A 22,080-nucleotide genomic window follows, 5' to 3' on the forward strand; every position below is an offset into this window, starting at 1 on the left:
CTTTCAGGGGCGCGGGGAACTGCGCGACCAGCCCCCACCGGCCCGCAGACGAAAGCGCGTCAACCAGCGTGCGGCACCTGGGCCGGGACCTGTTCCGACGGCGGCGGAGTGTCTTCCCGGAGCAGGACCAGCTCGCACTGGAGCAGGCGGCCGTCCCGCGGGTCCACGAGCCCGGGGCGGACCGACATCAGGGTCAGCCCGAGCTCCTCGCGCGCGTGGACCAGCACGTCGTCGAAGCCCGCGCCGCCCTCGTGGAGCGGGACCAGGGCGGCGCCCGCCTGGAGCCCGACGATCTCGTCCGCGTACGCGCCCGCGCCCCGCAGCACCTCCCGCTCGTACCCCTGCACCGCGAGCCGTACGAAGACCCGCTCGCCGGGGGCGGTGACGCCCTCCCACAGGGCGTCGAGCCGGTGCGCCTCGACGCTGCGCGTGCCGGTGTACGCGGTGTGCGGCGCGGCCGCGCGGTGCCGGGGCAGCATCGCCAGGGCCGAGCTGCTCACGCCCGCGTCGCCCGCGATGTTCAGCGTCAGCGGACCGGTGCGGTCGCCGAGCGCGTACGGTAGGACCGACCAGTACGGGTCCTCCGCGGCCCGCAGCCGCAGCTCGGCGCGGGGTTCGCGCAGCGGCTCGAAGGAGACGATCCGGCCCTCGTAGCCGCAGCGCCGCAGCATGCCGCCGTACGCGCCGGAGTACGCGCCCACGTCCAGGACGAGGTCGATCTCGTACCGCCGCAGCAGCCGGACCAGGGACGGCCCGTCGTCCACGGCCGGGGGCCGGGGCGTGCCGAGGCGGCGCAGGGTGGTGCGCGCGCGGTCCAGGAGGTCGATGCTCACGCCGGTGCTCCTTCGGGGGCCGGGTCGGGGGCGGGTTCGGCGCGCAGGGCCTCGTCGCCGTACACCGGCACCCTCAGCAGCACCACCACCGCGACCGCCGCGCCCAGGACGAGCGGCAGCACGGCGGGCGGGGCGAGGCGGCCGTCGTGGACGAGCAGCGCGGTGACCGTCCCGGTGAGCGCGGCGATCCCGAGGACCACCGCCGTGCCCTGCACGGTCAGGCCGCCGCGGCGCAGCCGGTGCGCGATGTGGTCGGCCGCGCCGTCGCCCAGCGCCCGCCCGGCGCGCCGCCGCGACACCAGGACCAGGACCGCGTCGGTGAGGACCACGGCGGTCAGGGCGAACAGGGAGGCGGTGGCCCGGACCGGGTCGGCCTCGGTGTGGACGAGCACGGCGGCCGAGGCGAGCAGGAAGCCGGTGAAGAGCGAGCCGCAGTGGCCGAGCACGATCCGCGCGGGGTGCCAGTTGTGCATCAGGAACCCGGTGAGCGAGGCGGCCAGAACGCTGAGCAGCAGGGCGAGCCCGGGCAGCGCGTCGGCGATGGCGCAGACGGCGAGCCCGAGCGCGGTCACCCCCGCCACCGTCCCCAGCGCCCCGTCGGAGGCGTCGAGCAGGCTGAACGCGTTGGTGACCAGCACGATCCACAGCACGGCGAGGGCTCCGGGACCCGGCGAGAGCCCCGAGGCCAGGGCGACCACCACGGTCGCGGCGGCGGTCTGCACCCCGATCCTGACCCGGGCCCCGAGCGGCCGCAGATCCCCGACGAGGCCGAGCAGCGCCACGGCCCCGGCGGCGCCGATCAGCGGCCCCACGCCGTCCCCGAGCCCGGCGAGCCCGAGCACCGGACCGGCCCCGACCGGGGCTAGCGTGCCCACCGCGACCGCGATCCCGCCCAGGTGCGGGGTGCGGGCCGGGCGCGTGCCCCGGCCCCGGGCCCCGGCGCGCAGGACGGCCGCGCGGACCACCGCGGCCAGCAGGGCGGTGCAGAGCAGGGCGGCGACGGCGGCCGTGAGCCCGGAGATCATGCGAACCAAGTTAGATTGTTATGTCCGTGTATGGGCTGAATAACACGATGGACATTTCAAAAGTGCCGAACCCTGTCCGACACTGGTCCCCGACCCCGGTCGGCGATCCGTCACCGACCCCGCTCACTGAGGGCCGCCTGAGCGACACAGATCACCGCGTGCGCGGCTACAGCGCCGCCGCATAAATGGGTACGCTCAGACGAGCTCGATAAGTTACTGCTTAGTAATCCCTGGCAGGCCCGAGGAGCCCCCACATGCAACTCGCCGCGATCATTGTGTCGCTGGTCCTAATCGCGGTCGGCGTAGCGCTGTTCGGCCGTGCCGTCTGGCAGATCTACCGGTTCGTGCGGCTCGGCCAGCCGGTGCCCGCGGGCACCCGGACCGACGAACCCGTGCAGCGCACCGTGACGGTGGTCAAGGAGTTCCTCGGCCACACCCGGATGAACCGCTGGGGCATCGTCGGCGTCGCGCACTGGTTCGTGGCGGTGGGCTTCTTCTCGCTGCTGCTCACGATCGTCAACGCCGTAGGCCAGCTCTTCCAGGCCGACTGGCTGATCCCGATCATCGGTGACTGGCTGCCGTACGAGATCTTCGTCGAGTTCCTCGGCCTGATGACGACGCTCGGCATCCTCACGCTGATCACCGTCCGACAGCTGAGCAAGGCCGACAAGCCGGGCCGCAAGTCCCGCTTCGCGGGCTCCAACACCGGCCAGGCCTACTTCGTCGAGACGATCATCCTGATCGTCGGCGTCTGCATCATGACGCTGCGCGCCCTGGAGGGCGTCCAGCACCACGTGGACAGCTACGAGCCCGGCTTCTTCGCCTCGTACCCGCTGATCCTGGCCCTCAAGGGCCTGAGCACGACGGCCATCCAGAACATCACCTACGGCGTCGCGGGCCTCAAGATCGCCGCGTCGTTCATCTGGATGATCACGGTCTCGCTCAAGACCGACATGGGCGTGGCCTGGCACCGCTTCCTCGGCTTCCCCAACATCTGGTTCAAGCGCGAGGCGGACGGCGACGTCGCCCTCGGCGCGCTCCAGCCGATGACGTCGGGCGGCAAGCCGATCGACTTCGAGGAGCCGGGCGACGACGACGTCTACGGCGTCTCCCAGATCGAGCACTTCTCCTGGAAGGGCATCCTCGACTTCTCCACCTGCACCGAGTGCGGCCGCTGCCAGTCGCAGTGCCCGGCCTGGAACACGGGCAAGCCGCTCTCGCCGAAGCTCCTCATCATGTCGCTGCGCGACCACGCGCACGCCAAGGCGCCGTACCTGCTCGCGGGCGGCGGCAAGGACATGGAGGGCAACGAGAAGGCGACGCCCGAGCAGCTGAAGGACGTTCCCGCGGCGGCGATCGCGGAGGCCGAGCGCCCCCTGATCGGCACCGTCGAGGAGAACGGCGTCATCGACCCGGACGTCCTGTGGTCCTGCACCACCTGCGGCGCCTGTGTCGAGCAGTGCCCGGTCGACATCGAGCACATCGACCACATCGTCGACATGCGCCGCTACCAGGTGATGATCGAGTCCGCGTTCCCGTCCGAGGCGGGCACGATGCTCAAGAACCTGGAGAAGAAGGGCAACCCCTGGGGTCTCGCCAAGAAGCAGCGCGTCGAGTGGACCAAGGAGGTCGACTTCGAGGTCCCGATCGTGGGCAAGGACGTCGAGGACCTGTCCGAGGTCGACTACCTGTACTGGGTCGGCTGCGCCGGCGCCCTTGAGGACCGCGCCAAGAAGACCACCAAGGCCTTCGCGGAGCTGCTGCACATGGCGGGCGTCAAGTTCGCGATCATGGGCGGCGACGAGAAGTGCACCGGCGACTCCCCGCGCCGCCTGGGCAACGAGCCGCTGTTCCAGCAGCTCGGCCAGGAGAACGTGGCGATGCTGAACATGGCGTTCGGCGAGGACGACGAAGACCCCGAGACGAAGAAGCCCAAGTCGTCGAAGAAGATCGTCGCGACCTGCCCGCACTGCTTCAACACGATCGCCAACGAGTACCCGCAGCTCGGCGGCGAGTACGAGGTCATCCACCACACCCAGCTGCTCCAGCACCTCATCGACGAGGGCAAGCTGATCCCGGTGACGCCGGTGGAGGGCCTGATCACCTACCACGACCCGTGCTACCTGGGCCGCCACAACAAGGTCTACACGCCTCCGCGCGAGATCATGTCGGCCGTCCCGGGCCTGCGCCAGCAGGAGATGCACCGCCACAAGGAGCGCGGCTTCTGCTGCGGCGCCGGTGGCGCGCGGATGTGGATGGAGGAGCGGATCGGCAAGCGCATCAACAACGAGCGCGTCGACGAGGCCCTCTCCCTCAACCCGGACATCGTCTCGACGGCCTGCCCGTTCTGCCTGGTCATGCTGACCGACTCGGTCAACGGCAAGAAGAACGACGGCCAGGCGAAGGAGTCCGTCCAGGTCGTGGACGTGGCGCAGCTGCTGCTCGACTCGGTGAAGACGCCCGCGGACCCGGCGGCGTCCGAGGACGCGGAGTCGGCCCCGGAGCCCGAGCCGGTCAAGTAGCGGGACCCCGCCCCTGGACAAGGGCGGGGAACGACAGCGGCCGGTCCTGCCCCCGAGGCGGAACCGGCCGCTGTCGCGTTGCGTACGGGCGTACGGCCGTCAGCCGCGCTGCTGCCCACCCGGCCCCGGCTACCCAGCGCTTAACCCTTGGCCCACGATGCGGCATCCTGTGGCGCGTGATGAGGTTGACGCGTACCCGTAAAGCCGTGGCAGGAGTGGCCGCGCTGGTCGCCGCCGCCCTGTGGGGCGCGGCGGGGTGCGACTCCGCGTCCGCCCACCACCCCGCGCCCAGCACCAAGGCGGCGGCCGCCGCGGCCGGGGGCGCGCCCCGGCCCGTACCGCACGGCCGGGGCAGCCGCATCCCGTACGACTTCAACGGCGACGGCCACCGCGACCTCGTCGTCGACGACCTCGCCAAGGGCGACAGCCACGGCGACGACGCGGGCATCGCGGTCGTCTACGGCACCGGCTCCGGCCGCGTCCTGGACCCGGCCGCCCGCCAGGTCCTCACCACCCGTCGCGACGCGGCGCCGGTCGGCGGCGAGCCGCCCGCCACGTTCGACGCCGAGGCGGCGTGCGACCTGGACGGGGACGGGTTCGGCGATCTGATCGTCACGCCCGACCCGTCGTACGACGGCGTCGGCCGCCCGCCCGTGCCCCTCCAGGTCCTCTTCGGCGGCCCCGGCGGCCTCACCGGACGCGCGGTGGTCCTGGGCATCCCCGAGCGGGCCCGGTACGGCAACGACTGGCCCGACCACCCCGTCTGCGGCGACTTCGACGGCGACGGCGCGACCGACCTCGCGGTCACCGCGACCGGCGGGCGCGTCAGCTTCCTGCGCGGCCCGTTCGCCCGCACCGGCGCCCCGCGCGCGGCGGGCGCCTCGCTGCCCGGGGGCGGGCCCGTCCTGGCCGCGCCGGAGCCGAGGGCGGACGCGAACGGGGACGGGTACGACGACCTCGTGGTGAGCGCACCGGGCGCGCGGCCCCGGCTGCTCCTCGGCGGCCCGCGGGGCCCGGTGCGGCCGGGCGGCACCTATACGTACGCCCGGAACACCTCCGTCCACCCGCCGGCGCTGCCCGCCGCGGGCCTGCCGGGCGGCGGCCCGGCCCCCGTGACGGACGTCCTCCAGGTCGCGGACCTCACCGGCGACAAGGTGCCCGATGTGGCGGTACGCGTCCACCGGGGCGAGACGCGCGACCTGGTGGCGGTGTACGCGGGCGCGGGCACCGGCGTACGGGAGAAACCGCTGGTCCAGTTCACGACGGCGGGCTGGGGCTGAACCTCGTACGCCCCCCGCCGGGACCCCCTCCGGGTCCCCCTAGGGGATGTCACAGCTCAGCCGCAAAGACGGCCGGTTCCCGGCCCCCCGGCTTGGCGACCCGTCAGAACAGGTACGTTCGAAGGCGTGGCAGGATTCAGGATGGGGCGCGGCCGGGACGACCGGAACCCGCGACGGCAACCGCAGCAGGGGCAGGGGCACGGCCAAGGACAGCAGTGGCCCGACCCCCAGCAGCAGCGCGCACAGCAGCAGTACGGGTACGGGCAGCAGCAGCCGTACCCGCAGCAGGGCGAGCCGGAGTACTTCGGCGACCCGTACGGCCAGGGCCAGGGCGGCTACGACCGGGGCCAGGGCCGCCCGCCGCACGGCCAGGGGATGCCGCAGGGTTACGCGCCCGCCCAGGACCCGTACGCCAACAACCCGGGCCACACCCAGGCCTTCAGCATCGGCGAGGACCCATACGGCCAGGGGGCGACCTATCGCGCCGGTGCCGCCGCGGCGCCGCCGTCCGGCCCCCGGCTGCGCTGGAAGGAACTGCTCAACGGCATCGTGATGCGGCCGGGACCGACGTTCTGGCAGATGCGTGACTACGCGGTGTGGGGCCCGGCGCTCACCATCACGTTCCTCTACGGCTTGCTGGCGATCTTCGGCTTCGACAAGGCCCGCGCGGACGTCATCAACACGACGCTGTCGAAGGCGGTTCCGGTGGTCCTCACCACCGGCGTGGTCTTCGTCCTCGGCGGCATGATCCTCGGCGCGGTCACCCACACGATGGCGCGCCAGCTCGGCGGCGACGGCTCCTGGCAGCCGACGGTCGGCCTCTCCATGCTGATCATGTCCCTCACGGACGCGCCCCGGCTGCTGCTCGCCCTGTTCCTGGGCGGCGACAACGGCCTGGTGCAGGTGGTCGGCTGGGCGACCTGGCTGGCGGCCGGCGCGCTGTTCACGTCGATGGTGAGCAAGTCCCACGACCTGCCGTGGCCTCGGGCCCTTGGCGCGAGCGCGATCCAGCTGGTGGCGCTGCTGAGCCTGATCAAGCTGGGCACGATCTGAGACGTACGTAAGAGGGGCCCGGGGTTCTCGCGAACCTCGGGCCCCTTCACATACGTACTTCTCCGGACTACGCGTCCAGAACCTGCCCCTCACGGCGTACGACGGGCGGCTCGACGCTCCACGGGAAGTTGATCCACTCGTCGGTGCGCTTCCAGACGTACTCGCACTTCACCAGGGAGTGCGACTTCTCGTAGATCACGGCGCTGCGGACCTCGGCGACGTGGTCGACGCAGAAGTCGTGGACGAGCTTGAGGGTCTTGCCGGTGTCGGCGACGTCGTCCGTGATCAGGACCTTCTTGCCGGAGAAGTCGATCGCGTTGGGGACGGGCGCGAGCATGACGGGCATTTCCAAGGTGGTCCCCACGCCCGTGTAGAACTCCACGTTCACCAGGTGGATGTTCTTGCAGTCCAGGGCGTACGCCAGGCCACCGGCGACGAAGACGCCGCCGCGGGCGATGGAGACGACGATGTCGGGCTCGTAGCCGTCGTCCGCGATGGTCTGCGCGAGGTCGCGGATGGCGCCCCCGAACTTCTCGTAGGTGAGGTTCTCTCGTACGTCGCTCATGTTCTCGCTGCCGCTCACACCTGGGTCCGATGGAAATTGAGGTACGACCGCGAGGCGGTCGGTCCGCGCTGGCCCTGGTACCGGGACCCGTACCGCTCCGAGCCGTACGGCGACTCGGCGGAGGAGGTCAGCCGGAAGAGGCACAGCTGCCCGATCTTCATGCCCGGCCAGAGCTTGATCGGGAGGGTCGCGAGGTTGGAGAGCTCCAGCGTCACATGGCCCGAGAAGCCCGGGTCGATGAAGCCGGCCGTGGAGTGCGTGACCAGGCCGAGCCGCCCGAGCGAGCTCTTGCCCTCCAAGCGGGAGGCGAGGTCGTCGGGGAGGGAGATGACCTCGTAGGTCGAGGCGAGCACGAACTCACCCGGGTGCAGGATGAAGGGCTCGTCGCCGTCCGGCTCGACGAGCCGGGTGAGGTCCGCCTGCTCGACCGCGGGGTCGATGTGCGGGTACCGGTGATTCTCGAACACCCGGAAATAGCGGTCGAGCCGCACATCGATGCTGGATGGCTGGACCATGGATTCGTCGTACGGATCGATACGGACGCGACCCGCGTCGATCTCGGCCCGGATGTCCTTGTCTGAGAGAAGCACGTCCCGAGGATACGCAGGGTGCGCGGGGCTGCCGTAATCGGACAGACCCGCGCGTGCCACCGCGTACCGGTTACGTGATGCCCGTCCGCCGCCTACCGGCTCCCGTACGCCACCGGGACGGCGTGCCGCAGCCGGGCGCAGCGGGGGCACCGGAGCAGCCGGCCGGGCCCGATCCGCTCGGCCCCGAGCTGCTGCATCGGGAACGAATCGGTGGTGAAGACGTGCCCCTCGGCACAGCGGACGACGGTGCGCTCCAGCGAGTCCATCAAGTGGCTCAAGTCCCTTCCCCAACAACAAGCATGGACGGAGAAACCACCACATTAAGGGATGAACGGGACGCCACTCCAGGCGGCACTCCGACGAGGCGCCCGCCCTGCACCGTACGCCCCAACTCCGGCCCCCGGCACCCGAATCCCGCCACCTCGGCACCCCCTTCACGCCACCCGGAACGCGAACAGCCCCCGGGCGGATACGCCGGGGGGCTGGCATGGGGTAGGGTGAGCAACGATGCGAATCCCCTTCGGGGGATCGTTGCGCGAGTGTAGTTTAATGGTAGAACATGAGCTTCCCAAGCTCAGAGCGCGGGTTCGATTCCCGTCACTCGCTCCACAGCTAAGGCCCTGGTCAGAGACCGGGGCCTTGTTTGTTGTCTGGACCGCTTCGGGGGCGCGTGCCACTCGCGTGCCATAAGCGCCGGAAGGCCGATGTGTCAGGGTCGGTTCCTCCCCGGAGGAGCGGGTCCTCGTGCCTGGTCTGTGGCGGGGCGGGAGGCCGTGAATGGTCTCCCGCCCCGCCGGCCGGATGGCTAGAAGAGGTACTTGTACATCTGCCAGCCGCCGCCGATCCGCTGGCGTCCGGCGAAGTTGCCCTTGCCGTTGCCGGCGTAGGACCACAGGACTCCGGAGTTGTCCCGGGCCAGCAGGTCCGGCTTGCCGTCGCCGTTCAGGTCGCCCGCGCCGACCAGGGCGTTGTAGACCTGCCAGCCGCCGCCGACCTTGACGCGGGGGGCGAGGGCGCCGGTGCCGGTGCCGGGGTACAGCCAGAGGACTCCGGAAGCGTCGCGGGCGAGGAGGTCGGCCTTACCGTCGCCATTCATATCGCCCGCGCCCGCGAGGGTGTAGCCCGTCCAGCCCCGGCCGATCTTCACCCGCGCCTTGAAGTTCCGGGCGCCGTTGTCCGCGTACAGGTACAGGTCGCCCGTGGACGCCTCGCGGGCGAGCAGGTCCGCGCGGCCGTCACCCGTCAGGTCGCCCGGGGAGGTCAGGGTGTCGTAGATGTTCCAGCCACCCCCGATTCGCGTGTACGGGGCCGACGACGTCAGCGGTTGGCCGCAGCCCGGCGTGTAGACGCGCAGTTCGCCGCTCGCCACCCGCACCACGACGTCGTTGCAGCGGTCGCCGTTGAAGTCCCCGAAGGGGGCCGCGGCGGTCGCGGACCTCCAGCTGGCGCCCGAGAGCTTGCCGTCGACACCGCCGCGGCCGTCACCGAGGCGCAGGTCGGCGACACCATCCGGCGTGATGCCCAGCAGCTCGCCGAAGCCGTCGCCGTCGAAGTCCCGGTACGTGGTCGCGTAGCCGTACGCGGTGATCGCGCCAGAGGTGACCTTGCGCATCCCGGTGCCGTCGCCGTTGTCCGCGTGGAGCGTCCAGGTGTAACGGCCACCGGTGACGGCCTCGCCGGTGTCGGTGGTGCCGTCCCACTCAGCGGTCAGGGAGATGCCCTGCCGGTGGCCACCGATCTTCCTGACGAGTCGTCCGGCGGCGTCCGTCACCGTGATGTGCCAGTCGGCGGGGGCCTGCGACAGCTGCCAGGAGCCGCGCCAGGGCTGCGCCTTCCCCGCCGGGAGCGTCCGGAGCCACGAGGCCGCGTCGGAGTCGAGGAGGGCCAGGGGAGAGCGCGGGACGTGCAGCGGCTTGATGTGAACGCGCTGCTCCTCGTCGACATAGGCGACGCGGTCGCCGAACTTGTCGACCGTCCAGTTGACCCGCCGGTCGTAGGGATCCGAGCCCGTTGTTAGCACGCTCAGGTCGCCCAGTTCGGATGTGGTGGGGGTACTGCCTGCCCCCTTGCTGAAGTCGGTGAGCGTCAGCTTCTTCGCGGTGTGGTCGTGGCGGACCGTGAAGCCGTCGCCGAGCAGCACGTCCCCGCCGGGCACGGCAATGCTCTTGTTCGTCGTTCGGTCGAGGACGCCGGCACTGTCCGGGCCGCAGCTCCAGTAGATCCAGCGGCCGAGGGCCTGGAGCTCGTTGGCGGAGCAGCCGATGTCCAGCGTCTCGACGACCCGCTTGGCTTTGAGGTCGTACGCCTCGACCTTGCTCGCCCCCGACATGAACCTGACCCGCCACAGCGTGTTGCCCCACAGTGCCGCAGAGTTGACGTCGTTGAGCAGAGCCGGGTCGTCTTGCCCCGTCGCCAGGTCTCCGAAATGGTCGCGCCCCGGCGTCCTTCCGAGGACGTAGTGGCCGAAAGCGTCGTCGAGCCGGGCGTCCTCCCCGAGCCGCACCGCCTGCATCGTGCCGGGAGCCGTCGGCGAAACGAGCATCTGCCCGTCGACGTACGCGGTCCTCCCGTTGCCCATGGCCTGGGGCAACTTCCCGCCGCTGAGTACCAGCGAGCGCACCACGGGAGCCGTGGCCTCGGGCGCGCCGGTGAGAGTGACCTGCCGCTCGTACAGGGCCATGAGCGGATTCGCGTCGGCGGTGCTGAAGTAGCTCAGTGTCCCGGCGCCGAGCGCGATCCCGTCGATCTGGGCCGTTACGGGCGGCACTTTCCGTACGACATCGAGGGTCGGGGTCCCGTCCGCGCCGGCCGTGACCTGGCGTACCGCCCAGTCCTTGGGGCCGGTGCCGCCGGTGACGAGGAAGCTGCCGTCGGGGGCGGGCGTGATGTCCTCGTCGGCGTACGGGAGCAGTTCGCGGGGTGTGCCGCCCGTGACCGGCATGGCCCAGAGCTTGTTTCCCTGGACGTACTGCTCGGCGCTCACGTCCAGGCCCCTGCGGAAGACGACCCAGTCGCCAACCACACCGAAGGAGGCGTAATCCTGTTCGTTTCCGGTTGCCTTGGGCATCGGGACCGTGACGGTCCTGGCCGACGGATCGTCCCGGCGCAGGGTGCGCAGCTGCGGGTTTCCTCTGTCGTACGTCAGGATGTGGTTCCTCCCGAGTACGACGTAGCCCTTCTTGAAGTCTGCCGGAAGCGGCCTGAGCGTCCGCGTTCCGTAGTCCATGAAGTAGTCGGCGGACTTGCCGTCCGGCTGTGCCACGCTGAACAGCGCGCCATTGGGGTCCTGCTCGCGCGCGAGCAGCAGAGGACCGTTCCCGGGGCCGCCCATGTTCTGCGGAAGGTTTTCGACCGGGTGCTCGATCGTCTTGCCGTCCACCACCTGGAACACACTGACGGCACTGACCATCCGATCCGCCGTGGACCTGTACGCAACCACTGAATCGGCGGTGTACGCCCGCGTCCAGACGTAGCCCGGCGGCAGGTCCACCGTGGTGGTTCCGCCGGCAACGCCGCTGATGGCGACCTGGTGCGTGCCGTCGGCGGCCGCGGAGGGCTTGGCCCGCAGCCCCGAGTGCTCGTCGTACCTGGGCCTTGCGTATTCACGGAGCTGCTGGGTCTCGCCGGTGCGGTAGTCCGTCCACAGCTTGCCCGACGCGCCCTCCTGATAGTGGACGTAGCCGCTCGCTCCGGCCTCTACCAACTGGTCCTTGCGCGGCAGGTATCGCGCGCCCGCCGGCAGCACCACCTCACCGGAGTCACCGGGCTCGCCGGTGGCCGCGATCGCGGGAACGGCGCTCGTCACGACCCCGAGTGCCGCCGCGCCCGCGACCGCACTCCGCACGAACATGTGACGTCTCAAGACAGGCCCTCCCAGAAGTGACGCAAGGGCATGGGAGAGCGCGGCGGCGTGCGCGTGGCGCAGCCCGTGGTCGTACGAAGTGATGGCCCCCCGGCCGTAACCCCCCCATGCAAGTGGAGCGACTCTAACAAGTGCTGGCCCGTCCATGATCGGACGGGCTGGCACCGCTCAAACGTCGCGAATCAGAAGAGGTACTTGTACATCTGCCAGCCGCCGCCGATCCGCTGGCGTCCGGCGAAGTTGCTCTTGCCGTCGCCCGCGTAGGACCAGAGGACTCCGACAGGTCGCCGGAGGGAAAGTCTGGATACCCCCGGCCGTCTTCACGGGCGCTTACTTGCCCGCGAGGCCCAGGTTGATCCCGTCACGCAAGTTGGACGGCGCTTGGGCCAGATCGCTTCCGTACCGCACGCACCGCGACCGGGTCTTGGCCGCCTGTGGGTTGGTGGAGCAGCTCGCCTTCTGGTATCCGCTGAAGGCGTTCACCGTGACCTGCGCCTGCTCCCGCAAGGTATGGAAGCCCTTGCTTCCTTCGATCTCCTTGAGAGCCGCGTGGGCAATGGCCTGGAGCGACTCGCCCGCCTTGCGGCACGTGTCGGTGAACAGCCTCTTGTCGGCCGGTATGCAGGGAGAGTTGGTGCCCTCCCCGTACTGGGTGAAGTAGCTGTCGAGCTGCTGGCTGATGGCGCCCTGCACCTGCTCAGCCTTCTTGCCCGCCTCGGAGATGGGCGTATCCGCAGTGATACCGGGCGCATCAGAGGGACGCGTTGGTGAAGAGGTAGCAGGACGCGGCGTGGACGACTCGCAGCCGGTGGCGGCCAGCGCCATCAAGGAGAGAACGATCGCGGTGATGGCGGGCCGCACTGGGGGGTTGCGCCGTGGGAACACGAACTCTTTCACCTGCCGGACTGGTGCGCTGTGGAGAGCTGAAGGGGAGCACGGCGAAGCACACGATCACCGCAACCCGGACATTCTTCGTAGTCGCCTTGGCCTTCTGGCGGGGTGAACTCGACCGCTAACGAATCCTTGTACGAATCGCATGACTCTGCAGCATCCCACGCCTCGACTGGCCCATTTCAGCCCTGGTACGGCGCATTCCCCTATTACTGATGGCGCGAACCGGACTTTTACCGGCCTGATCAGCCCACGGGATGGATCGGCGGGGAAATATTTGTTACCTTCCACGGCCTTGCGGATCGCAGCAGACGAGAGAGGACCGCCGCGTCTGGTGATCGACCACAGCAGCGCTGGGCATTCGATCATTCAAGTCGAACACGCCGTCTGCTCTTTTCGCCTGACCCCCGAGAGACATATTCCCGTCACTCACTCCACGGCAAAGGCTCTGGTCGATGACCGGCGCCTTTATTTTCCGTCTGGGCCCATCCGCCCAGAGATGGGGATTCGCGGATCGTCGATATCGACCTCGACCTCGACCTCGTAAGAATTCCCTCGGCATAGTGAAGTGCATCCTAATGGGGATTCCACTGTCTCCCTACAGGCTTTCGAGCGTAGTCATCTGTTCTTACGCTTCCCATTGCGCACGTGCGGCCTGCCCACTTTCTGCGCCGCGTCAAGCCTTCAATTGTCGGACGACAGCAGCCGACCATCCGCTTCCATGACCTTCAAGGCTGGGCGCCTGTAAGGAGTGGTAGGTACACTCACCTCCATGAGTAAGAAGGAGGCACTCACCCGGGCCGCGGCCGATCTGCTCTGGGAGCGGGGGTACACCGGTACGAGTCCGGCCATGATTCTGGAGCGGGCTCAGGCGGGGCAGGGGAGTATGTATCACCACTTCTCCGGCAAGGCCGAGCTCGCGGTGGCTGCCATGGTGCAGATGAGTGATCAGCTGCGGGCCCGTACCGAGGAGGCGCTGGGCGGGGAGGGCGCGGCCGTCGCGCGGATCCATGCCTTTCTCGACCTGGAGCGGGACCCGCTCGCCGGGTGCCGGATCGGGCGGCTGACGCAGGATCATGATGTCGTCAACGACGACGTCCTGCGCGCGCCCGCCGCGGAGTTCTTCAGCTGGGTCGAGGGGCGTCTGGCGGACGTGCTCGCGGAGGGCGTACGGAGCGGGGAGCTCCGGGCCGACACTCAGCCCGAGATGATGGCCTCGTTGATCATCGCGGCGGTTCAGGGCGGGTACACGCTGGCCCGTGCCCATCAGGACCCGGCGGCGTTCCGGCAGGCGGTCGACGGGGTCAAGCAGGTCGTGGCGAATCTCGCCGCCGGTCCCGGGCGGGACTGACGCCGGCCTCCGGGCGTCTGCGGGCCGCCAAGACGCAGGCGCCCGCCGCCGATCCCGCCACCGTCAGCGCCCACCACGCCGCGGCCGGGCCCAGTTGGAACAGCAGGCCGCACACCAACGGGCCGGTGGCCGCGCCCAGGGAGACGCCCATCTGGCTGTACGCCGTCGCCCGTTGCTCCTGGCCGGGGTAGGGGAGGCCGATGGCGTAGTGGAGCAGGCCCGCCCAGCCCCAGCCGCCGCCGTACGCGAGCAGCGCGCCCACGGTGAGCACGACCGGTCCCGGCCGGGTCAGGAGCGCCGTGCCCGCCGCGCCCGTCAGGAACAGCACCGGCAGGGCCGTCCAGGCCGCCCTCGGCGCTCTGCCGACCAGCCACCCCATCGCCAGGCGGACCGCGATGTTCAGCGCGGCGCCCGCGGTCGCCACCGCTCCGGCGGCCGACAGGGACACGCCTCGTGTCGTCAGCGCGAGCACCAGGAAACCGCCCAGGCCGTTCCCCACCATGGCGCCGAAGAAGCCCGCGCAGGTGAGGGCCAGGACGAAGGTGTCCAGGCGGAGGGGGGTGCCGTCGTGCTTCCGTGGCGGTGGCGATGGGTGCCGTCGTACGTCTGAGTGGCTTCGTCGTACGAGGAACGCGCCGCCCGCGCCGCACAGCACCGCCGTCCCGGCGAACACCAGCCGCCACCCGACCGGGCCCGCCAGCATCGGCATCGCCACGCTGGCCAGCAGCGTGGCCGTCGGCACCGCGGCCTGCTTCAGGCCGAAGGCGAACGCGCGCAGCCGGGGCGCGCATCTGCGCATGAGCAGCGCGTTGGTGTGGGGCTGGGTGTAGCCGTAGGCGTAGCCCCCCACCGCCGAACTGAGCCAGAGGCCCGCGGCCGGAGCCGCCGCCGCGGTGAGCAGGCCCAGGCCGGTGGCCAACAGGGCGATGGACAGCGTCCGTTCCACCACTGGAGGCAGCGCGGACCGTCTGCTCACGAAGGCACCCGACAGGGACGCCAGCCAGTACACGGCCAGGACGGCCCCCATCCGCACCGGGCTCCAGCCGAGCTCGGCGCAGATCAGGCCGTTCGCCGCGCCGGGCAGGAACACCGGCAGCGAGGTGAGGACGGTGACCGCCGCGACGCCCGAAGCGGTGGACAGCCCCGCCGGTGGACGGCTCGCCGTGTCGGGCGTTTCGCGCCGCCGTCGCGTACGGACCAGCACGCTCACCACGCGTTCACCTCCACCCGCCCCGTCGGCCGTGCCGCCCCACACGCGAGCAGCTCCCGGGCCACCGCGTCCGCGTCGCCCAGTGACACGGAGTCCACTCCCGGCCGTACGCCCGCCGCCGTCGCCCAGTGCACCCCCTCCGTGGGGATGCCGAGCGCGAACCTGCGGGGGTGGGCCCGCCCGTGCGCGTCCAGGAGGCGGCTGGGGCGTTGCGTCACCGCGAGTGCGCCGGTCTCGTACGGGTCGCCGTCCGGGTCGGGCAGGCGGTACGGCGTGGCCTGGCCGGTGTCGAGGAGGCCGCGCAGCAGGGGATCGGCGGTCGCGCGGATGTCCGGGTCCTGGATGCGGGCCTCTATGAGGGTCGTGACGTGGACCGGCTCCCCGGGCACCACGGACGACGAGATGAGGAAGCCGCCGGATTCCGGGCCGGGCGTCGCCCGCATTCCCGGCCCCACCGGCTCCAGGACTCCCGCGCGGATCAGTGCGGCCATCTCCGCGATACGGCGCCGGGGCGGGCCGATGGAGAGCGCAGCGTTGAACGGCGAGTACCAGCCGGTGAGTTCGTCGCGGTAGGAGTTCCCGGTGAGCCCCGCGTGATCGACCACCTGGCGTATCTCGTTCCGCAGATCGCGCAGGGCGTCCAGAGCGGATTTGACCGGGTCGTCTACGTTGCCTCCGCTCGCGCGTGTGGCATCGCGTTCCAGGTGCTCCACCAGCCATTGGGTGAACTGCCGTGGCCCGCGCAGCGCTTGCTCGTCATAGGGGGTCTCGAAAGCCGCCCAGCTCCAGCGGTCGCGGTCCTCGATGCCGTACCGCCGCAACAGTCTCTCCTCCAGCGGGCTGTCCGCGCCCCGCCGCAGACAGCCCCGCTGGAATTCCGCCACGGCCTCAGCCGGTTCACCCCGCCGGCGCAGCAGCGTCCGGTAATAGACGATCTCCACCTCGCGGGCGATCAGCGGCCATACGTCCCGGCGGAAGCGGACATCGCCGTGCGCGGCGGCGCGTTCGCGCAGCGCGGCGATCGTCCGGGGCGTGAGCAGCAGCGGCTCGTGGCGTTCGCCCAGGCCCTTCTGGTTGTCGCCGCGCGCCTGGTACGGGACGCCCCGGCGGGAGCCCGAGTACAGGCGCGGCTCCCGGCCCGAGGCGCGGTAGTCGAGGCGGCCGTCCGCGCGCTCGTGGAACGTGCCGCCGCGGCCCTGGGTGAACAGCGCCACGTAGTCGAAGAAGGTGAGCCCGAGACCGCGCAGGGCCACCGGCTCCCCGGGAGCGATCGCGTCGAGGTCCAGGTCCACGTCGGCGGGGTTGCCCGGCGCGATGTGCCGTCCCGCCGGGCCGGGCGCGGGCACAGAAGCGGGTGCGGACGCGGGGACAGAAGCGGGCGCGGACGCGGGTACGGGAGCGGACGCGGGTACGGGAGCGGACGCGGGCGCAGGCCCGGGCGCCGCCGGAACGTGGCCCTGCGCCAGGACCACCGCGTCGACCTCCAGCCGCTCCCCGCCCGCCAGCCGCAGCACCTGCCGCCCGCCCCGCTCGGCCGGCTCCGTCAGCTCGACCGCCGTGTCCTGGTGGACCCGTACCGTCACATGGCGCGGCGCCGTCTCCACCGTCCGCCGGAACGCCCACCGCAGGTAGTGCCCGTACAGGGCGCGCGTGGGGTAGGAGTTCGGCCCCAGCGCCCGTGCCTGCGCGACGGCGTCGGCCGGGTACCCCTCGGCCTCGCCGACGACGGCCAGCAGGGCCGCCCACTCATGGAGGTTGGGGCCCGGCACCACCGGGCCCGCGCAGGAGACGCTCGCGTCGGTGAAGACCGTGATCTGCTCCGCGACCGTGTTCATCAGCAGATGCGCGGACTGGTCCGTACGCCAGACGCGGCCCGCGCCCGCCGGGGCGGGGTCCACGGCGTGCACGGTCACCGGACGCGCTCCGGGATCCGCCGCCGCGTTGGCGCACAACCGCTCCAGGACGATGAGTCCGCGCGGCCCCATCCCCACGATGCCGACGCTGAGCCGACCGTTCAACGCGAGCCCCACTTCTTCTGTTGTCCCCTGCTCGTGCAGTTGCCGATCCTAGGCCGAGCGCAAATCCATCAATGCATCGCGCGACGGATTGATTCATATGCCACATAGATCTATTTATGCGCTCACTGAATAAATCGGCCGGTCAGCCTATTTCCCACCTCGCAATTCCGCCGGATAGCTTTTCGAACCGGCGAGCGAGGGTTGCCCGCAAGGTCGGGTTCCACCTGGCCGCGCGAGCGTGGAGAAGCAGAAATGCGCGGGAGCCTCCACGCTCGCGCAATCCCCGTCAACCGGCGGTCCTCTGCCGTAGAGGCAAAGCCGCCGTCCCCCACTTTCCGCCTTCCGGACGGAGAATCCTCATGGGTGATTCCACCCCCATCAAGTACAAGCCCTACAATCGGTCGTCGATCAAAAAGGCGCCGCAATGGGAGCTCATTCCGCCCGACCTGCGCGAAGCGGTCGACGTCGTGTCGCACGTCCTGCCGTTCAGGACCAACCAGTACGTGCTCGACGAGCTGATCGACTGGGACCGCATCCCCGACGACCCGATCTACCGGCTCAACTTCCCGCACCAGAGCATGCTCGACCCGGACGACTTCGCGACCCTGCGCGATCTCCTGCGCTCGGGTGACAAGCAGCAGCTGGCCAAGCAGATCCACGTGGTCCGCTCGCGGATGAACCCGCACCCGGCCGGCCAGCTGACGCACAACGTGCCGGAGCTGGACGGCGAGGTCGTCCCCGGCATCCAGCACAAGTACGCGCAGACGGTCCTCTTCTTCCCGAGCGCCGGGCAGACGTGCCACGCCTACTGCACCTTCTGCTTCCGCTGGCCGCAGTTCGTCGGGGAGGAGGACCTGCACTTCGCCGCCCGGGACGCGGCGGGTCTGGCCGCCTACCTCAAGCGGCACCCCGAGGTCACCGACGTGCTGATCACCGGCGGCGACCCCATGATCATGCGGACGGCCAATCTGGAGCGCTACCTCGAACCGCTCCTGGTGCCCGAGCTGGACCACATCCAGAACATCAGGATCGGCACGAAGGCCGTGGGCTACTGGCCGCAGCGCTTCGTCAGCGACGTGGACGCCGACGACCTGCTGCGCCTGTTCGAGCGCGTCACGGCCGCGGGCAAGCACCTCGCGCTGATGGGCCACTACAACCACCCGGCCGAACTGCGCCCCGCCATCGCCCAGGACGCCCTGCGGCGCATCACCGCGACCGGCGCCGTCGTGCGCATGCAGTCGCCCGTGCTGAGGCACATCAACGACAACCCGGCCGACTGGCACGAGCTGTGGACCACGGGCGTGAAGCTGGGCGCCATCCCGTACTACATGTTCGTCGAGCGGGACACCGGCGCGCGCGCCTACTTCGAGCTGCCGCTGGCCGAGGCGTACGACATCTTCCGCACGGCCTACGCGGGCGTCTCCGGGCTCTCGCGCACCGTGCGCGGGCCGTCGATGAGCGCGTTCCCCGGCAAGGTGCTCATCGACGGCACGCCGACGATCCGGGGCGAGAAGGTCTTCGCGCTGCAACTGCTCCAGGCGCGTCGCGGCGGCCTCGTGCGGCAGCCCTTCTACGCGAAGTTCGACCCCGCCGCGACCTGGTTCGACCAGCTCGAACCCGCCTTCGGGGAGCGCAGGTTCCTCTTCGAGGACGAGCCCTCCGACGCCGCCGACTCGATGCTCGGCAAACCGCTCGACCTCGTGGAGGCGTAAGGGACATGGCCGAGGACACACCTCCTGAGTACGAGGTCCTGGCGCTCCGGTTCGGTACGCACGCCGACCGGCCCGCGCGGGACAACTTCCTTCTCGACGAGGGGCAGTTCACCCCGGGCAGCGAGATGCCCATGGACTTCTACCTCTGGGTGATCCGCAACGACCGGCACTTCCTGCTCGTGGACACCGGGTTCAACGAGGAGATGGCGCGGCGCCGGGGACGCACCCTGTTCCGCTGCCCCGTCGACGCGCTGGCCGACCTCGGCGTGGCCGCCGAGGACGTCTCGGACGTGGTCATCACGCACATGCACTACGACCACGCGGGCAACCTGGACCGCTTCCCGCACGCCCGGATCCATCTGCAGGAGGACGAACTCCGCTTCTGCACCGGGCCCGCCATGCGCCACCACGTCGTACGCAAGCCCTTCGAGCCGGTCAACGTGAAGACTGCGGTCCAGGGGCTCTTCGAGGACCAGTTGGTCCTGCACCGCGGCGAGGCGGAGATCATCCCCGGCGTGACCGTGCATCCGGTGCCGGGCCACACGCCGGGCACCCAGGTGGTCCGGGTCCCCACCGCACGCGGCTGGGTGGTGCTGGCGAGCGACGCCACGCACCTGTGGGCGAACATCCGGCTGCGCAGCCCGTTCCCCATCCTCGACCACCTCACTCCGATGCTGGAGGGGTACGAGAGGATCGAGGCGCTGGCGGACGGCGACGACCACATCATCCCCGGCCACGACCCCCAGGTGGCCCTGCGCTTCCCCGCGCTCCCGGGGGCGTCCGACTGGGTGCGGCTCCACGAGCCCGCGCTCGACGGTCTGGAGTCCGCCGCGGCCGCCGCTGGAGCGGTCCGATGACCGCGCTCCAGGTGGCCGTCGTCGGGGTGGGCCCGCGCGGTCTCAGCGTTCTCCAGCGGATCTCCGACCTCGCCGGCCAGCTGCCCGAGGGGCGCACGCTGGACGTGCACCTGATCGACCCCGGTGACGGCGGCCAGGGCACGCACTCCGCCCGCCAGCCCTCCCACCTGCTGACCAACACCGTCGCCAGCCAGGTGACGATGTTCGCCGACGACCGGGGCCCCTCGTTCACCGAGTGGGCGCGGGCCGCCGGGTACCGGGAGTTCGACGGCGTCTTCCACCCGACCGGTGGCGCGTCCGGCGAACCGCTGGGCGAGCACGCCTATCTGCCCCGGCAGATCCTCGGCTCGTACCTCAGCTGGGTCTTCGACCGCACGGTCCGCTCCCTGCCGCCGCAGGTGCGGGTCGTGCACCACCGCGACCGGGCCGTGGACATCGAGCGGACGGACGGCGACGGCTTCGTGGTCCACCTGGAGAAGGGCTTCGCCCTCCCCAGCGACTACGTCTTCCTCACCACCGGGCACTGCGAGCGGATCCCGACCGAGGAGGACCTCGCGTACGAGGAGTTCGCCCGACAGAACGCGGACCGCAACCCGGCGCTCGCGTACTGCTCCACTCCCTACCCGGTCGAACGGCTCCAGGCGATCGCCCCCGGCTCGACCGTCGCGGTCCAGGGGTTCGGGCTGACCGCGCACGACGTCATCTCCGAGCTCACGGTCGGCCGCGGCGGTACGTTCCACGGCTCCGGCCACGCCATGGAGTACCGCCCCTCGGGACGCGAGCCCCGGATCCTCCTCTTCTCCCGCCAGTGCCTGCCCTTCAGCGCGCGGGGCGTGAACCAGAAGGGGATCACCGGCGCCCACCGGCCGCGGTTCTTCACCAAGGAAGCGGTACGGCAGGCGCGCGAGCGCGCGGCTCAACGAGGCGACTCCCGGCTCGACTTCACCGAGGACGTCCTTCCGCTCCTGCTGCGCGAGATGGGCTACGCCTATCGGGCGGCGGAGCAGCGCTCCCTGCCGTCCGAGGAGTACGAGCTCACCGCCGACGACCGCCGGGTGGTCGAGGAGATCCTCGACCCGCTGGGCCGCCTGGACTTCGCGAACCAGGACGCGTTCACGAAGTTCTTCGTGGACTACGTCGAGGACGACCTGGAGCACGCGGAGCTGGGCAACACGACGAGTCCGCTGAAGGCCGCCACCGACGTCATCCGGGACACCCGGGCGAGCCTGCGGGAGGCCGTCGAGTTCTCCGGGCTGACGCCCGCGTCCCACCGGATCTTCAACGCCAGGTACGTGCCGGTCATGAACCGGGTCTCGTTCGGCCCGCCCCGGCACCGCAACTACCAGCTCCTGGCGCTGCTGCGGGCCGGGGTCGTGGACCTGGCCGGCGGCCCCGGGGGGCGGCTGGTGCTCGACCGGGAAGCGGCGCGGTTCGCCGTGCGCACCGACTATCCCGACGGCCCCGAGATCCGCCACGCCGACGCCCTGGTCGTCGCCCGGCTCGACGCGTTCCACCCCGAGCAGGACAGGTCGCCGCTGATCGCCGGGCTTCTGGGGCGCGGCCTCGTCCGCCCTTACGCGAACGGCCCGTTCACGCCGGGCGGCCTCGACATCGACGAGCAGGGCCGCCCGATCACGGCGGCGGGCGAGCCGCTGCCCACCGCCTGGGCGGTCGGCTATCTCGTCGAGGGGCCGCGGTTCTACACCCACGCGCTGCCGCGCCAGGGAATGACCTCGCAGTTCACCCTCGACGCCGACGCCGCCGTACGCGGCATGGTCGGGCACATCCAGCACCTGTACGACACCAGCCAGGAGGACGAGCATGCCGGTGCAGAGCGGGAGTCAGTTTCCCTACCCGGAGTTCCGTAAGCGCCATGTGCAGGAGCGGCCGGAGCCGGTCGTATGGCAGTGGGAGACGCTGGCCAAGGAAATCGAGGCGGGCGAGCACACGGAATACGGCACGGTCACGCTGGCCGCGCCCGGAGGCGACCACGAGGTCATTCCGGGAACGTCGATGACCTTCCAGTCGGTGCGGCCCGGTGAGAGCACCACGCCGCACACGCATTCCTGGTGGCATCTCTATTTCGTACGGTCCGGCTCCGGCGTCCTCGTATTCGACGAGAGTGCCGAGACGGTCTCCCTCGGCGACGGCGACATCGTGCTGATCCCGGCGTGGCACGTCCACCACTTCGAGAACCGCGGGGCGGACACCGATCTGCTGCTGCTCAACATGTCGAACCTGCCGCAAATGGCCGGTCTGCACAACAAGTTCTCCAAAGAAAACGCATAAGAGCACACGTATCAGGAGGCGG

The 22,080-nt window shown here is 70.6% G+C and carries 17 protein-coding genes and 1 tRNA gene; 9 read left to right on the forward strand and 9 right to left on the reverse strand.

The annotated features are described in order from the left end of the window. Window positions 1-59 precede the first annotated feature (59 nt). Together BX283_RS20610 and BX283_RS20615 are read right to left on the reverse strand one after the other, a co-directional pair. Window positions 60-833, reverse strand: coding sequence for an FkbM family methyltransferase (locus tag BX283_RS20610; protein ID WP_101389037.1), 774 nt, complete (start codon window positions 831-833; stop codon window positions 60-62). Further along, on the reverse strand, window positions 830-1,858 hold the full coding sequence (locus BX283_RS20615) for an MraY family glycosyltransferase (protein ID WP_101389038.1): 1,029 nt from the start codon (window positions 1,856-1,858) through the stop codon (window positions 830-832). The genes BX283_RS20610 and BX283_RS20615 overlap by 4 nt, the downstream gene beginning before the upstream one ends. A gap of 254 nt (window positions 1,859-2,112) precedes the next feature. Between BX283_RS20615 and BX283_RS20620 the strand changes: the two genes are divergently transcribed. From BX283_RS20620 to BX283_RS20630, 3 genes are all read left to right on the forward strand, one after another. Further along, a complete protein-coding gene (locus BX283_RS20620) occupies window positions 2,113-4,380 on the forward strand; it encodes a (Fe-S)-binding protein (RefSeq protein WP_101389039.1) in 2,268 nt (755 codons plus the stop codon). A gap of 179 nt (window positions 4,381-4,559) precedes the next feature. Continuing rightward, window positions 4,560-5,660, forward strand: coding sequence for an FG-GAP repeat domain-containing protein (locus tag BX283_RS20625; RefSeq protein WP_373979605.1), 1,101 nt, complete (start codon window positions 4,560-4,562; stop codon window positions 5,658-5,660). Between the two features lie 126 nt (window positions 5,661-5,786). Continuing rightward, the gene (locus BX283_RS20630) at window positions 5,787-6,713 is read left to right on the forward strand and encodes a Yip1 family protein (protein ID WP_101389041.1); all 927 of its coding nucleotides are present in this window, start codon (window positions 5,787-5,789) and stop codon (window positions 6,711-6,713) included. Between the two features lie 67 nt (window positions 6,714-6,780). On the opposite strand, the gene BX283_RS20635 is transcribed toward BX283_RS20630, so the two are convergent. The 3 genes from BX283_RS20635 to BX283_RS40075 all read right to left on the reverse strand — a co-directional run bounded on the left by BX283_RS20635 (window position 6,781) and on the right by BX283_RS40075 (window position 8,146). Next, window positions 6,781-7,278 carry a phosphoribosyltransferase gene (locus BX283_RS20635; protein ID WP_101392481.1) on the reverse strand — a complete coding sequence of 166 codons (498 nt, stop codon included), beginning with the start codon at window positions 7,276-7,278 and terminating at the stop codon, window positions 6,781-6,783. Between the two features lie 14 nt (window positions 7,279-7,292). Beyond that, on the reverse strand, window positions 7,293-7,868 hold the full coding sequence (dcd, locus tag BX283_RS20640) for a dCTP deaminase (RefSeq protein ID WP_101389042.1): 576 nt from the start codon (window positions 7,866-7,868) through the stop codon (window positions 7,293-7,295). A gap of 92 nt (window positions 7,869-7,960) precedes the next feature. Continuing rightward, on the reverse strand, window positions 7,961-8,146 hold the full coding sequence (locus BX283_RS40075; RefSeq protein WP_143676443.1) for a hypothetical protein: 186 nt from the start codon (window positions 8,144-8,146) through the stop codon (window positions 7,961-7,963). A gap of 257 nt (window positions 8,147-8,403) precedes the next feature. On the opposite strand from BX283_RS40075, the gene BX283_RS20645 reads away from it, so the two are divergent. After that, window positions 8,404-8,477, forward strand: a tRNA-Gly gene (locus BX283_RS20645). Between the two features lie 196 nt (window positions 8,478-8,673). Here BX283_RS20645 and BX283_RS20650 read toward each other — a convergent pair. Continuing rightward, on the reverse strand, window positions 8,674-11,730 hold the full coding sequence (locus BX283_RS20650) for an FG-GAP-like repeat-containing protein (protein WP_180357207.1): 3,057 nt from the start codon (window positions 11,728-11,730) through the stop codon (window positions 8,674-8,676). 330 nt (window positions 11,731-12,060) lie between these two features. Continuing rightward, entirely contained in the window at window positions 12,061-12,627 is a 567-nt protein-coding gene (locus BX283_RS40080; RefSeq protein WP_143676444.1) for a hypothetical protein, read from the reverse strand. A 766-nt stretch (window positions 12,628-13,393) separates the two neighbouring features. Between BX283_RS40080 and BX283_RS20660 the strand changes: the two genes are divergently transcribed. Then, the gene (locus BX283_RS20660) at window positions 13,394-13,972 is read left to right on the forward strand and encodes a TetR/AcrR family transcriptional regulator (protein WP_101389045.1); all 579 of its coding nucleotides are present in this window, start codon (window positions 13,394-13,396) and stop codon (window positions 13,970-13,972) included. Here BX283_RS20660 and BX283_RS20665 read toward each other — a convergent pair. Together BX283_RS20665 and BX283_RS20670 are read right to left on the reverse strand one after the other, a co-directional pair. Continuing rightward, entirely contained in the window at window positions 13,926-15,182 is a 1,257-nt protein-coding gene (locus tag BX283_RS20665; protein WP_180357208.1) for an MFS transporter, read from the reverse strand. The two genes, BX283_RS20660 and BX283_RS20665, sit on opposite strands and share 47 nt — an antisense overlap. Further along, entirely contained in the window at window positions 15,179-17,200 is a 2,022-nt protein-coding gene (locus BX283_RS20670; protein ID WP_257583306.1) for an FAD/NAD(P)-binding domain-containing protein, read from the reverse strand. Before BX283_RS20670 ends, BX283_RS20665 begins: the two co-directional genes overlap by 4 nt. 359 nt (window positions 17,201-17,559) lie before the next feature. Between BX283_RS20670 and BX283_RS20675 the strand changes: the two genes are divergently transcribed. From BX283_RS20675 to BX283_RS20690, 4 genes are read left to right on the forward strand one after another with little or no spacing between them, the layout of a single operon-like run. Beyond that, window positions 17,560-18,912 carry a KamA family radical SAM protein gene (locus BX283_RS20675; RefSeq protein WP_101389047.1) on the forward strand — a complete coding sequence of 451 codons (1,353 nt, stop codon included), beginning with the start codon at window positions 17,560-17,562 and terminating at the stop codon, window positions 18,910-18,912. Between the two features lie 5 nt (window positions 18,913-18,917). Continuing rightward, complete coding sequence (locus tag BX283_RS20680) at window positions 18,918-19,769, forward strand: N-acyl homoserine lactonase family protein (RefSeq protein ID WP_101389048.1); 852 nt, start codon at window positions 18,918-18,920, stop codon at window positions 19,767-19,769. Next, window positions 19,766-21,637 (forward strand): FAD/NAD(P)-binding protein, encoded by a 1,872-nt coding sequence (locus tag BX283_RS20685; protein ID WP_218976524.1) that lies wholly within the window; start codon window positions 19,766-19,768, stop codon window positions 21,635-21,637. Before BX283_RS20680 ends, BX283_RS20685 begins: the two co-directional genes overlap by 4 nt. Continuing rightward, window positions 21,591-22,058, forward strand: coding sequence for a cupin domain-containing protein (locus tag BX283_RS20690; protein ID WP_101389049.1), 468 nt, complete (start codon window positions 21,591-21,593; stop codon window positions 22,056-22,058). Before BX283_RS20685 ends, BX283_RS20690 begins: the two co-directional genes overlap by 47 nt. Window positions 22,059-22,080: the final 22 nt, after the last annotated feature.

The organism is Streptomyces sp. TLI_146 (assembly GCF_002846415.1).
Classification (GTDB): Bacteria; Actinomycetota; Actinomycetes; order Streptomycetales; family Streptomycetaceae; genus Streptomyces.